This window comes from Paenibacillus luteus (assembly GCF_006542765.1).
GTDB lineage: Bacteria > Bacillota > Bacilli > Paenibacillales > Paenibacillaceae > Pristimantibacillus > Pristimantibacillus luteus.
Map to the genome: position 1 here is coordinate 1 of NZ_SKCD01000003.1, position 13,080 is coordinate 13,080.

General features: G+C 48.5%; 12 protein-coding genes. 9 read left to right on the forward strand and 3 right to left on the reverse strand.

What is annotated here, in order from left to right; translation table 11 throughout:
* Positions 1-276: 276 nt before the first annotated feature.
* The 4 genes from E0496_RS01795 to E0496_RS01810 all read left to right on the forward strand — a co-directional run bounded on the left by E0496_RS01795 (position 277) and on the right by E0496_RS01810 (position 5,191).
* Positions 277-2,004 carry an ABC transporter ATP-binding protein gene (locus tag E0496_RS01795; protein WP_141499927.1) on the forward strand — a complete coding sequence of 576 codons (1,728 nt, stop codon included), beginning with the start codon at positions 277-279 and terminating at the stop codon, positions 2,002-2,004.
* A gap of 3 nt (positions 2,005-2,007) precedes the next feature.
* Positions 2,008-3,753 (forward strand): ABC transporter ATP-binding protein, encoded by a 1,746-nt coding sequence (locus tag E0496_RS01800; RefSeq protein WP_141499928.1) that lies wholly within the window; start codon positions 2,008-2,010, stop codon positions 3,751-3,753.
* A gap of 89 nt (positions 3,754-3,842) precedes the next feature.
* Positions 3,843-4,121: a hypothetical protein gene (locus tag E0496_RS01805; RefSeq protein WP_139991122.1), complete on the forward strand. Its 279-nt coding sequence runs from the start codon at positions 3,843-3,845 to the stop codon at positions 4,119-4,121.
* Between the two features lie 203 nt (positions 4,122-4,324).
* Positions 4,325-5,191, forward strand: a complete 867-nt coding sequence (locus E0496_RS01810; RefSeq protein ID WP_141499929.1) for a YitT family protein — start codon at positions 4,325-4,327, stop codon at positions 5,189-5,191.
* A 67-nt stretch (positions 5,192-5,258) separates the two neighbouring features.
* Here the strand turns inward: E0496_RS01810 and E0496_RS01815 are convergent, their stop codons facing one another.
* The 3 genes from E0496_RS01815 to E0496_RS01825 are packed head-to-tail and all read right to left on the reverse strand — an operon-like array spanning position 5,259 to position 7,746.
* Positions 5,259-5,834 (reverse strand): hypothetical protein, encoded by a 576-nt coding sequence (locus tag E0496_RS01815; protein WP_141499930.1) that lies wholly within the window; start codon positions 5,832-5,834, stop codon positions 5,259-5,261.
* Positions 5,828-7,003 (reverse strand): SLC45 family MFS transporter, encoded by a 1,176-nt coding sequence (locus tag E0496_RS01820; RefSeq protein WP_141499931.1) that lies wholly within the window; start codon positions 7,001-7,003, stop codon positions 5,828-5,830. Before E0496_RS01820 ends, E0496_RS01815 begins: the two co-directional genes overlap by 7 nt.
* A 2-nt stretch (positions 7,004-7,005) precedes the next feature.
* The gene (locus E0496_RS01825) at positions 7,006-7,746 is read right to left on the reverse strand and encodes a glycerophosphodiester phosphodiesterase (RefSeq protein WP_141499932.1); all 741 of its coding nucleotides are present in this window, start codon (positions 7,744-7,746) and stop codon (positions 7,006-7,008) included.
* 343 nt (positions 7,747-8,089) lie between these two features.
* Between E0496_RS01825 and E0496_RS01830 the strand changes: the two genes are divergently transcribed.
* The 5 genes from E0496_RS01830 to E0496_RS01850 all read left to right on the forward strand — a co-directional run bounded on the left by E0496_RS01830 (position 8,090) and on the right by E0496_RS01850 (position 13,014).
* On the forward strand, positions 8,090-8,440 hold the full coding sequence (locus E0496_RS01830) for a metal-sensitive transcriptional regulator (RefSeq protein ID WP_141499933.1): 351 nt from the start codon (positions 8,090-8,092) through the stop codon (positions 8,438-8,440).
* 18 nt (positions 8,441-8,458) lie between these two features.
* Positions 8,459-8,659, forward strand: coding sequence for a copper ion binding protein (locus E0496_RS01835; RefSeq protein ID WP_141499934.1), 201 nt, complete (start codon positions 8,459-8,461; stop codon positions 8,657-8,659).
* 98 nt (positions 8,660-8,757) lie between these two features.
* On the forward strand, positions 8,758-10,971 hold the full coding sequence (locus tag E0496_RS01840) for a heavy metal translocating P-type ATPase (protein WP_141499935.1): 2,214 nt from the start codon (positions 8,758-8,760) through the stop codon (positions 10,969-10,971).
* 30 nt (positions 10,972-11,001) lie between these two features.
* Positions 11,002-11,934, forward strand: a complete 933-nt coding sequence (locus tag E0496_RS01845; protein ID WP_141499936.1) for a hypothetical protein — start codon at positions 11,002-11,004, stop codon at positions 11,932-11,934.
* 720 nt (positions 11,935-12,654) lie between these two features.
* Positions 12,655-13,014: a hypothetical protein gene (locus E0496_RS01850; protein ID WP_206669694.1), complete on the forward strand. Its 360-nt coding sequence runs from the start codon at positions 12,655-12,657 to the stop codon at positions 13,012-13,014.
* Positions 13,015-13,080: the final 66 nt, after the last annotated feature.

The following is a 13,080-nucleotide window of genomic DNA, read 5'->3' on the forward strand; positions in this document are numbered from 1 at the left end:
TTCCAAGACGTCATGTATTCACAACATAACCATTATTCAGAGGCCTCCTGGTAAGGGCGGCCTCCAAACTAAAGAGTGACATTTTCATAGCACAGTTAAGGTGACATTTTCACAGACGATTGACAGCGGTCCCGATTATAGCCGCGAATTATTTTTCGTTTTTTGGAGTGAAGAAACGGGCTATGGGGTGCTATAATAACTCTAACGAGAGGGCGCTAGCTGCGCAGCCCTCTTTCTTTGTTGTTTTCGAAATTGGTAGTAGATTGAGGTGTTTATTTGTTAAAGCTTACTAGATTTTTGAAGAAATATTGGCTGCCTGCCATCATTGCGCCACTGTTTATGCTGCTGGAGGTATGGATGGACCTGCTCCAGCCCAAGTTTATGGCGAGTATCGTGAATGATGGAATTATGGACGGTAATTTGGGGGCGATTGCCGGGACTGCGCCTAAAATGCTGCTTGCTGCGCTCATTGGATTACTTGCAGGCGTAGGCTGCACCGTATTCTCGACGATAGCGTCGCAAAGCTTCGGGGCGGATTTGAGGCAGGCGCTGTTTCAAAAAATTCAAAGCTTGTCCCTACAGTCGTTGGACCGCTTCGGCTCCGGCTCCATCGTAACCCGCCTAACAGGCGATGTTACGCAAATTCAAAGCTTAGTGCTCATTATCCTTCGTATATTTGCGCGCGATACGTTTATTATTGCGGGAAGCCTGATTATGGCCTTCTCGATCAGTCCTCGTTTATCGCTTATTTTGTTGGCCATGCTGCCGCTGCTGGTTGCTTTTCTGGTCATTACGACTCGGATCACCGTACCGCTATTCTCGCGCATGCAGCAGCGGCTGGATCAAGTGAACACGGTTATGCAGGAGAATTTGTCTGGAATTCGCGTGGTCAAAGCTTTCGTGCGCGCCGATTATGAGGAGAAACGTTTTAATGAAACGAATTCGAATTTGCTGCAAGCGAGCTTGAAAGCTGCCAAAATCGTTGCGCTGAATACGCCGCTCATGTCATTGATTCTTAACTTTAGCATCGTAGCCGCACTTTGGTACGGAGGCGTGCTATCGGAGCAAGGAGCATTGTCGGTCGGCAGCCTTGCGGCATTTTTGACTTATATTACGCAGCTCTTGTTCTCTACGCTTGGCCTTGGCAATCAGTTGATGGCTATTTCACGTGCTAAGGCTTCCGCAGATCGGATTAATGAAGTGCTGGATGTGCCTGCCGACAGCCGTAACAATGGGAACGAAGCGGGTACGGGGAAAAGCGTCATTCGCGAGGGCAGCCTCTCCTTCGAACATGTCAGCTTCAGTTATGACGGTGATTTGGAGAAGGCTGTGCTGCGGGATATTCATTTTACGGTTGAAGCGGGCGAAACGATAGGGATCGTTGGCATCAACGGCGCGGGAAAATCGACGCTCGTCAGCCTCATCCCGCGGTTCTATGAAGCGACAAAAGGGATGGTACGCATCGATTCACGACCGATCAACGAGATTGATCCGAAGGAGCTTCATCGTCAAATCGGGATGGTGCTCCAGCAGGCCCATTTGTTCAGTGGGACGATACGGGATAATATCCGTTACGGCATGCCGGATGCAAGCCAGCAGGAGGTAGAGGCGGCTGCGAAAGCAGCAGAAGCGCATCATTTTATTATGAAGCTGGAAAAAGGTTACGATACCGTGCTGGGTCAACGAGGGGTTAATCTCTCCGGCGGCCAGAAGCAGCGGTTATCCATTGCACGGACGCTGCTGCTGCAGCCGAAGATCGTCATTCTTGATGATTGCACGAGCGCGGTCGATTTGAACACGGATCTCCTCATTCGTAAATCGCTTCAAACGCTCATGGCGGATAGCACTTGTATTATCATTGGGCAGCGCATTGCATCGGTTCAGCAGGCGGATCGGATTATCGTTCTTGAAGAGGGTCAAATTACAGCGATTGGCACACACGGGGAGCTGCTGCAGCAAAGCGGTCTCTATCGGCAAATTGCCTTATCTCAGCAAGGAGCTTAACCAATGAATTCTATGCTTGCTACTCTAAAGAAAATAGGCGCTTACTTGCTCCATCAGCGGGGCCGGTTGGTTACGGTCATGGTGTTAACGGTAGTTTCGGCAGGGCTGACGCTGGCGGGTCCTTATTTGCTGGGCCTTGCATTAGATGACTACATTATAGCTAAAAACTACGACGGGCTGCTGCAAATTTGCTTACTTATGCTTGCGATTTATGCGGCTGGCAGCTTGGTAGGGTGGCTGCAGGCTTTTTTCCTGGCTGAGGTATCGCAGCGGACCGTCTGGAGCATTCGCAAGGATTTATTCACTCATTTGCAAAAGCTTCCCGTGCCGTTCTTCGCCAGCAAAAATCATGGCGAGCTGATGAGCCGCACGACTAACGATATCGATAACGTGACGAATACGTTGAATCAAAGCCTGATTCAAATCATTTCAAGCGTCATTATGCTCATAGGCTCATTTACGATGATGCTAATCCTGAACGTATGGCTGACGCTGGTTGCGCTTGTTGTCATTCCGCTTATCGTATTCGTGACCAAACGAATCGCGAAAATAACAAAACGGCAGTTCAAAGGACAGCAGCAGGAGCTGGGCGGGCTGAACAGCTTTATTGAAGAAACGGTATCCGGACAAAAGGTAGTTGCTCTCTTTCACCAGGAGGAGCGAATGGCGGAGCAGTTCGGCACCGCCAACGCGAGGCTGAAAAAGGTAGGGATCAAGGCGCAAATTTATTCCGGCACTATGGGACCATTCATGAATATGTTCGGCCATATCAGCTATCTGATCATAGCGGGGGCCGGCGGCTGGCTGGCGGTGCATGGCCATGCCTCCGTCGGGGTCATTATAAGCTTTCTTGGTTACTCCAGGCAGTTTAGCGGTCCGCTTAATGAAGTTGCCAATCAATACAATAACATTCAATCGGGCGTCGCAGGGGCGGAGCGGGTGTTTGAAATGATGGATGTTCCTTCGGAATACGAGGATGAATCGAAGGTGGCCAAGCATGGTTCAGTTGCCGGCAGGGTAGAGTTTAAAGACGTAGGTTTTGCCTACAATGACGGAACCGCGGCACTGAAGGACATCAGCTTCACGGCTAGGCCAGGAGAGACGATCGCATTGGTTGGACCAACCGGCGCAGGGAAGACCACGATCATTAATCTGATCGGGCGTTTCTTCGAGATCAGCACCGGCCAAATCTTGATTGACGATGAGGATATCCGCATGATGGACAAAAATAACCTGAGAAGCCAGCTGGGCATCGTGCTGCAGGATGCCCATTTATTCTCAGGCACCATTCGTGAAAATATCCGCTATGGCAGGCTTGAGGCAACGGATGCCGAGGTAGAGACCGCGGCACGCCAGGCGAATTCGCATGCTTTTATTGCCAAGCTTCCGCAGGGGTACGACACCGAGCTGACCGCGGAGGGCGGCAACATCAGCCACGGTCAGCGCCAACTTCTCACGATTGCGCGCGCGATCTTGGGCGAACCGGCGCTTCTCATTCTCGACGAAGCAACGAGCAGCGTCGATACCCTTGCCGAGCTTCAAATCCAGGAGGCGATGAAGACGCTGCTTAGCGGCAGAACCAGCTTTGTCATCGCTCATCGCTTAAGCACCATTCGCCATGCCGATACGATTCTGTTCATCAAAGACGGTGAAATTGCGGAAAGAGGCAGCCATGAAGAGCTGCTTGCCCAGAAAGGGCTGTACTATCAGCTGCATGGCAACCAATTTGTACAAAATCATCATTCTTAAGTTTACAAAACGCTTAGCTTCTCATTCTCATCAGGATGAAATGAATGTGGTACAATGAAACAAGCATTAGAATTAGGAGATGACAAACGATGACGGAACAATTGAACGAGCAAGAGCTTTTGCAATATATTGCAAACGAGACGAATGCGGATGAAAAGCTGATCAAGCTCGTATTGAAGCATGAGCAGGTTTTTATCAACAATGCTAAGGAAGACAAAAACGGTGAGGTCGACATTGACGGCGACGAGCTGGTAGACTATGTGCTGAGCCGTTCGGATGTGAAATCAAATGAGTTGGTCGTCGAGTCGATTTTGGACGCGGAGATGGATTATTTGATGGATAAAGGGCTTGCAGGCTTCGTAGATTAATATTGGAAAAGGATAAGACTCATGCCGGGGCGATTGCGGCTTGAGTCTTTATTTGTAATAAAAGTTATCCAAAGCCGTTCTGTCAAGGGATTGGAGCCGAAGTCTATGGCATATTTTCTAACTTGAGAACATTCATTTTTGAAAAAATGCCATTTTTGTGCTAAAGTCAGTAGAGTGATTCAGAAAAAACGGAGGTAAGGCTGTTGGCAAAGGCACACAAAGGGTTATCATTTTTCGAAATTTTTAAACGGTTTATTTTTATCACGATCGGCTCTGTCCTAATGGGTGTCGGCTTGGAGCTGTTCCTTGTGCCGAATCAAGTCATTGACGGAGGCATTGCAGGTGTATCGATCATGCTGGCTAGCTTAACTCCGCTTCCGCTAGGTGTTTATCTATTCATTGTAAACGTGCCTTTTCTTATTTTGGGGTATAAGCAAATCGGGAAAACGTTCGCGATCTCGACTTTGTACGGCATTATCGTTATGTCCATTACGACTTCCCTGCTCCATCACGTTGAGGCTTTTACGGAAGAAAAGCTGCTCGCGGTTCTGTTCGGTGGATTAATCCTGGGTGCGGGCGTTGGTTTGACCATTCGGTTCGGCGGTTCGCTTGACGGGGTTGAGATTGTATCGATTCTGATCTCGAAGAAGCTTCGTATGCCTGTCGGGCAAATTATAATGATCTTTAACGTCGTTATATTTATATTTGCAGGGTTCGTGTTTGGATGGGATTCTGCGATGTATTCGATGTTTACATATTATATCGCCATTAAGCTGATTGATATCGTCGTAGAGGGTCTGGATGAATCCAAATCGGTAACGATCATATCCGCCGAGTTCGAGGAAATCTCCCAAGCCATTATCGACCGTTTAGGCAGAACGACAACCTTTATTCATGCGCGTGGCGGCTATTCCAAAGAGAATACGCAAATGATTTATTGCGTAGTATCCCGTTTGGAGCTCGCTAAGCTTAAGTCTATCGTACAATCCATCGATGAGAATGCCTTTATCGCGATTGAGCATGTGTCCGACGTCATGGGCGGCGGCTTTAGCAAAGGCAGCATTCACTAATCAAATGAAAATCCGGCTGTGGCGTCATGTGACGCACAGCCGGATTTTTTTGTTTCGAGCTAAGGAGTTATCCAAGAGGAGGAGCAGAATGCCCCAGTGTCGGAATCGCTTCTGTGAGGTACTGCTTCAGAGGCTTGTCATCCCATACCTGCACTTCGATGTAACGCTCGGGACCATGTTGGCCGCTCCCGTTCCACTCTTGCGGCAGCCCGAACTCACGGATGATCCCTACAATTTCATTCGCTGTATAAACCTCTCCACGATAAGGCTTGCCGTCCGCATAACGCATGGTAGGGAACAAATCTCCATAAGTAAAGCTTAGCGTTCCTGGATCGAAAGCGTCGATTGCAATTTGAAGATCCTTGCCGCTTGGATACCAATCCAGCAGCCAAGGGCAGCTTCCTACGGTCATATAATGGGGCCGATGCCTTACCGGCGTGCCTCCTTTGCGAATGAACATCTCCCTTGCCTTTAATTCAAGGCTGCGCCTGATCTCAAGGTAATCTGGCGATCGTTTGCTGGCAAATCCCGTCTGCTGCTTGCGAATTTGTTCAAGGACAAGCGCTGCATCCTCCGAAGACAGATCCGACAAGTTACGAAAGGGTCCCGTCGATTGATCGTAATAGTGATGTAACATTAGCATCGGATAGATTCTCCTTTATCCTTAACACAAAGTAGTAAAAGCAAAGCAATGACCATGCCTCCGGAAGAAAAATAAAATAAGGCCGAATAATCGAGCCAATCAATCAAGCCTCCCATGAGAGGCGGTGAAGTAATGGCAGCAAGCGATGAGAATAAGTAATAAATGCCGGTACGTGCGCCTATGCTCTGTTCATCACCGAGCGAAATGATGAACGGATAGGAGTTAATATTGATCATGGCCCAGAATACACCGCCGAAGATGAGTAAGGCGCGCAGGGGAAGCAGGGCGTCAACAAATGAAATGGCGGCAAAAATAATGATTAATCCAATCACTCCTATGGTGATAATCAGCTTCTTGCCGTAGCGGTTGCCAAGCAGCCCGCTTGGGATGGCGGCAAGAACAAATGCAAGGGAAAAGAATGCAAGCGAGAAGGAAGCTTGGCTTTCCGTAAGTTGCAAATGGTTTTTACCGTATAAGGTGAAGAAGGCTTCGACTCCTTGATAAGAGAGAAACCAGAAAAAGATCGCTCCCAGCAGGAAAAGAGTAGGACGGTTCCATTGTCCTTTGAATGAGACTTTCTTCTTTTCTTCTGCGGGTATATAGGCGATCGTGTCCCGTTTTTCCTTGATGGTGAACAAAAGAATCATGAGGCAGACCAGCGTCAAAACGGATGCCGATAGAAACGGCAGCGAGGCGTGCTTGTCGTACAGGTACGAGCCACCCGCGAAAGCGAGAATGGAGCCGATTCCGCCCATAAAGTTAATGATTCCGTTCGCTTGCGTCCGCTTGCCTTCCTTGGTGATGTCAGGCATCAACGCGACGGTTGGCGAACGGTAAAGGCTCATGGATAAATTCATCAGCACCATGAACAAGACGAGCGTAAGCAGGCTGGTATGCCAAGGAATAAGCGCTCCGAACAAGGCGGCGAGCGGCATGCCGAGCAGGAGATAAGGCATTCTTTTGCCAAGGCGGCTATTCGTGCGGTCACTGCGGCTGCCGATCCATGGCTGTAGGAATAAAGCAAAATAGTTATCGATTGTCATCATAAACCCGATAAGCGCGGTGCTCGTCAAAAATTTCTCGAGAAAAAAAGGGACGAATGCGTTGTAGAGCGCCCATGTTATGCTGATGCTAAAAAAACCGAATCCTAGCAGCCATGTTTTTCTCATGCTTAGCGTGCTCCTCTCCTCTTCAGCAACTCCGCAAGGACATCCGGGTAATCCGTAATCATGCCAGCCACTCCAGCAAGGATAAGCTTCTCCATTTCTGCAGAATCATTGATTGTAAACGGGTGGTAAGCGATTCCTTTCGCAGCTGCTTCAGCTATCAGTTCTGGCGTTACGGCAAGCTTAAAGGCGTGAAGCGCATCGGCCTGCAGCGTCGCAGCATAATCTGAGGGATGGTATAAACCTTCCATATATAAAATGCCAGTCCGAATCTCTGGAGCCAATTGCTTGCACAAGGCAAGTGAATAATGATTGAAGCTGGAGAGGATGACGCGGTCCGTCATCCGAAAGTCTCGAACCATTTCGATTACTTTACGTTCGATGTCCGGGTATTGGAAAATTCCGTTTTTGAGCTCGATATTAAGGATCGTATCGGTATCTCGCAAAAGCTCGAGCAACTGCTCCAGTGATGGAATGCGTTCCGCATGGAATTCCGGAGCGTACCAACTGCCCGCGTCAAGAGTTGAAAGCTCAGCATAATCGGTATCTTTTACAAACTGGTTTAGTCCGGCTGTGCGAGCGAGCGATTCGTCATGAATGATGACGATCCGGCCGTCCTTCGTCAGCTGAACGTCGGTTTCAATGCCTGTTGCTCCTAGCTTCAGCGCTGTTTTGAAGGCTGCGAGCGTGTTTTCAGGGCAGCAGCCGCTTGCTCCGCGGTGGGCAAAATTAATCACGGTTTGCAAATCGATTCATCCTCTCTTGATTGAGTAGCGTTTAAGCAGTCATACAGGAGTAGTATTTTTGCAGAATTAAGTGCAAAATAACGAAATAAATACCACTCTGTGCCACGCGGTTCATATAGACTTGCAAATGACTGAAAGCGGTTCTTACTGGCGCAGCTCATGCGGTTATCAGGAGAGTCTTTGGCAGCTGAGAGAGTGGTTTATGAGGATCGTAGCATATTGCCATACAGAATAGAAGCGCTTATATGGGAATAATTAACCATTTTCGAAAATGATATTTACATACCCTTAGGGGGTATGCTATACTCCGATCAGAAGCAGATACCCCCTGGAGGTATGTTGAATGAATAATGAAGTGATAACGGGCAGCTCCGAGGCCCATGGACATGCTGCTGACTGCTGCGATTCGTCTGCTCCGCGAAAGAGTCATCACTCCGCGCAGACGAAGGATAATTTGACAAAGCGCCTCAACCGCATAGAAGGACAAATTAGAGGCGTGAAGGCGATGATTGAAAAGGATACGTACTGCGATGATGTGCTTAATCAGATTGCTGCTGCCCAATCCGCTTTGAATAGCGTTGGGAAGCTGCTGCTGGAAGGTCATATGAAGAGCTGCGTTGTGGAACGAATTCAAGCGGGAGAGAGCGAAGTTATTGATGAATTGCTTGTTACCGTTAACAAATTAATGAAATAAGAGAGGGGATTTTTTGAAATGGCAAACACAGTATTGAAGGTTGAGGGCATGACCTGCGGACATTGCGTGAGCGCGGTGGAGAAAGCAGTAGGCAATGCAGGAGCAGTAGGCAAAGTTGATCTGGCAGCAAAGAAGGTAGCGGTGGAATATGATGAATCCAAAGTTTCGCTTGATGCTGTCAAAGCGGCTATTGAGGATCAAGGCTACGACGTTGTTTGATTTTTCGCAGGTTAGACAAGGCAGAGGCTAGGAATAGCCTCTCTTTTTTTACAATAAAACATACCCCATGAGGGTATGTAGACAGTAGGTGGGCAGACATGGAAAAAGCACAAACGACGATTCAAATTACAGGAATGACCTGTGCAGCGTGTGCGAATCGGATTGAGAAGGGACTCAATCGGATGGAAGGCGTGGAGGCCAATGTGAATTTGGCGCTGGAACGGGCTTCCGTTAGCTATGATCCTCAGGTCATGGATGATAGCAAGCTAGAGCAGAAGATTATCGATTTAGGCTATGGAACGATCAAGCTGACAGAAGGCTCGAACGAAGAGGCTGGCGACTACAAGAAACAGGAGATTAAGCGGCAGAAGCTGCGGCTTGCCGTTTCTGTTATCCTTGCCTTGCCTTTGCTGTGGGCGATGGCGGGCCATTTCTCCTTTACGAGTTTTCTGCCTGTTCCGCAGCTGTTCATGAATGCTTGGTTTCAACTGGCACTGGCGGCACCTGTGCAGTTCATTATTGGGTGGCCATTCTATGTTGGCGCATATAAAGCACTGAGAAGCGGCAGCGCGAATATGGACGTTCTTGTCGCACTCGGTACGTCGGCTGCTTTTTTCTATAGTCTCTATGGTACGCTGCGAACGCTTGGTGCTTCTGGCCATGGCGTTCATGATGTAGAGCTTTATTATGAGACGAGCGCAGTGCTTATTACTTTAATCGTTCTCGGGAAGCTGCTTGAGGCTTTGGCTAAGGGCAGATCTTCTGAAGCAATTAAGACGCTGATGGGGCTGCAAGCCCAAACGGCAATCGTTATTCGTGAAGGCACGGAACAGCGAGTTGATATCATGGATGTGATCGCCGGCGATGTGCTGCTAGTAAAACCGGGCGAGAAAATACCGGTCGACGGGTTTGTGCTCGAAGGAGCTTCTACGGTCGATGAATCAATGCTGACAGGCGAGAGCATGCCTGTAGAGAAAAGCATGGGAGACAAAGTGATCGGCGCAACAATCAACAAAAACGGCGTGCTTCGCATGCAGGCTGAGAAGGTTGGCAAGCAAACGGCGCTTGCGCAAATTATTAGGGTCGTGGAAGAAGCGCAGGGCTCGAAGGCGCCAATCCAGCGGGTCGCTGATCGGATATCAGGCATTTTTGTCCCGATTGTTACGGCGCTTGCCGCGGTAGCTTTTGTAGTTTGGTATTTTGTTGTCGAGCCTGGCGATGTAGGCAATGCGCTTGAGAAGGCGATAGCGGTGCTCGTTATCGCATGTCCATGCGCACTCGGTTTGGCTACTCCTACCTCAATTATGGCGGGCTCGGGGCGCGCGGCAGAGCTCGGCGTATTATTCAAGGGCGGAGAGCATTTGGAGAGCACGCATCATGTCGATACGATCGTACTAGATAAGACGGGTACCGTAACAAAAGGCAAGCCGGAGCTGACCGATGTTCGTGCAGCGGCAGGCTTCGAGGAAGAAATGCTGCTCAGCTGGGTGGGAGCAGCCGAGAGAAACTCCGAGCATCCGGTAGCAGAGGCGTTGGTTGCCGGGATTGCTGCTCGATCTATTCCTATGCCTGATGCTCAGAAATTTGAGGCAGTACCAGGCTATGGGATTGAAGCAGAGGTAGATGGTCAACAATTGTTGATAGGGACACGCAAGCTCATGGAAAAACATAGCGTAGGCATACAAACCGTGCTGGAAGAGCAGCAGGCGCTAGAATCGGAGGGTAAGACGGTCATGCTTATTGCTGTTAACGGGGCAATCGCAGGACTTGTTGCCGTAGCTGATACCGTTAAGGAAACCTCCGCCGCAGCAGTTGCCAGCTTGAAGAAGCTGGGACTTAATGTCATTATGCTGACCGGAGATAATGAACGTACGGCCAAAGCGATTGCGGCCCAAGTTGGCATTGAGCGCGTTCTTGCTGAGGTGCTGCCCGAGCAGAAGGCAAAGGCGGTACAGGATCTGCAGGCAGAAGGCAGGAAAGTTGCCATGGTTGGTGACGGCATGAACGATGCTCCAGCGCTAGTCGCAGCGGATATCGGGATGGCTATCGGCGGGGGGACTGATGTAGCCATTGAAGCAGCGGATATTACATTGATGCGCGGTGACTTGAACAGCATTGCAGATGCGATTCGGATGAGCCGTGTAACGATGGCAAATATCAAACAAAATCTGTTCTGGGCGCTTGCCTACAATGTGATTGGCATACCGATCGCGGCAGCTGGCTTCCTTGCTCCATGGCTCGCGGGAGCGGCGATGGCTTTAAGCTCGGTATCCGTTGTATTAAATGCGCTTAGGCTGCAAAGGATGAGATGATTTTAAATGGTTAAGGAGCCTGTGAATATTATGAAATATCATAAACGAACGACAGCTGCAGCTGTAATCGTGCTTAGTCTGCTGGCCGCCGGCTGCGGCAGCGGCGCAAAGGACGAGCATGCGCAGCATGCTTCGCAAAACGGAGCAGAATCAGCAGCTAATGGGCATAGCGGCCATGGCGCTGTGGAGGGAGAGGCAGCGCCGGCTGGGACAGAAGCTGCTTCTAATCATAGTGAACATAGCGGTGGGCATGATGCCGAAACGTCTGCTGCGGATGATGCGAAGCTGGAATGGACTTATTCGCCGGAACAGCCTAAGGTCGGAGAAGAGACCCGAATCGAGTTGTCGCTCCGTGATTCAGCTGGCAAAAGCATAGATGAATTTGAGCTAAATCATGAGAAGTTGATGCATCTGATTGTTGTCAGCGAGGATCTGGCAGAATTCAGCCATATTCATCCCGAGTATAAGGGAGCAGGGAAGTTTGAGATCAAGACTACCTTTGCCAAGAGCGGGGAGTACAAGCTGTTTGCCGATTTTATTCCTTCAGGCCAATCGCAGATGACAATTGCCTCGAACGTTACCGTCGCAGGTAAGGAGCAGGCCGCCGAGCCGTTTCAGAAGGATGCCCAGCTAACAAGAATAGTAGATGGCGTTGTGGCTTCGCTTGCGGTATCCTCCTATCAGCCGGGGAAAGAAGCAGACTTAACCTTTACCTTGTCTGATGAGAAAACGAAGGAGCCGATTACGGATCTGGAGCCCTATTTGGGAGCCATTGGACATGTTGTGATCATTAGCGAGGATTTGAAACACTATTTGCATGTTCACCCGAAGAATGACAACGGAAGCGGGCCGACTGCAGAGTTTTCGACGGAATTCCCAGCACCCGGACTCTATAAAATATGGGGACAATTTCAGCGCAGCGGAGAGACGTTTATCATTCCGTTTACGGTTGAAGCTAAATAAGTGAAGTGGTATATCTGTAAAAATCACCCTTTATGGGGTGATTTTTTTTTGCAGGAAAGGCTGTTTTTCATTCAAATCGGGTGGGATTAAGGTGGCTTGAAGTCGGAATTTTGACTACAACGCGTAATGGGAATAAGGGTAAAGAGGAATGGGGCGGATGGGTTCCCGAGTGAGCTTCTGGAAGCTCAGATCCTGAAATACGCCTACGATTGTGCTTCTGGAAGCCGATGCTCTGAAATGCGCCCCCGAAAATGCTTTTGGAAGCTCAGGCTCTGAAAACCGCCTACGAGAAAAGCGGCTAGAAACCCATTCAAGGGGTTGAAAAGCTAAAAATACGTGTTAAACTAAACATATTGTATAACTTATTTGCTAATTGATTAATGTATTTGTTATTTCATTGTGAGACCTCTGATGAGATTTCAAGCGATATTTTTAGCCTATTGAGTATTTCATAAGTTCGCTAAATAATTGTTGAATGGATCTATATAAGTTCAACTAATGATTTTAAACTTAATGACTTTCTGAAAGCAGGATTCCATACGGACGCACAGTCGGTCAATGATAGTCCATTTATAATTGGGCAATTCCTCCATAAATAATCGTGGATGATACCCCCGACATCAAACAAATCTACTTCAGTGGCTTCAAAGGGGCAGCTTATGGCTGAATTTTGGAGACATAGATCTATTTTTTAGATCTAATCTGGCTCAAATAGCTGAAATGGATGAAATAGGTCTAAAAAATAGATCTAATCTAGCCCAGCGGCTTCAAATGGGCGGCGTATGGCTGGGTTTTGGAGACATAGATCTATTTTTTAGATCTAATCTGGCTCAAATAGCTGAAATGGATGAAATAGGTCTAAAAAATAGATCTAATCTAGCCCAGCTGCTTCAAATGGGCAGCGTATGGCTGAATTTTGGAGACATAGATCTATTTTTTAGATCTAATCTGGCTCAAATAGCTGAAATGGATGAAATAGGTCTAAAAAATAGATCTAATCTAGCCCAGCGGCTTCAAATGGGCAGCGTATGGCTGGGTTTTGGAGACATAGATAAGTTGAACGAAAGAAATGAAGTGTAAGCGAAGCGAGAAGAGCGTTCTGGAGAAACGAAGTGTTCGCCTTTGTAGCCAGATTCTTAACTCTTT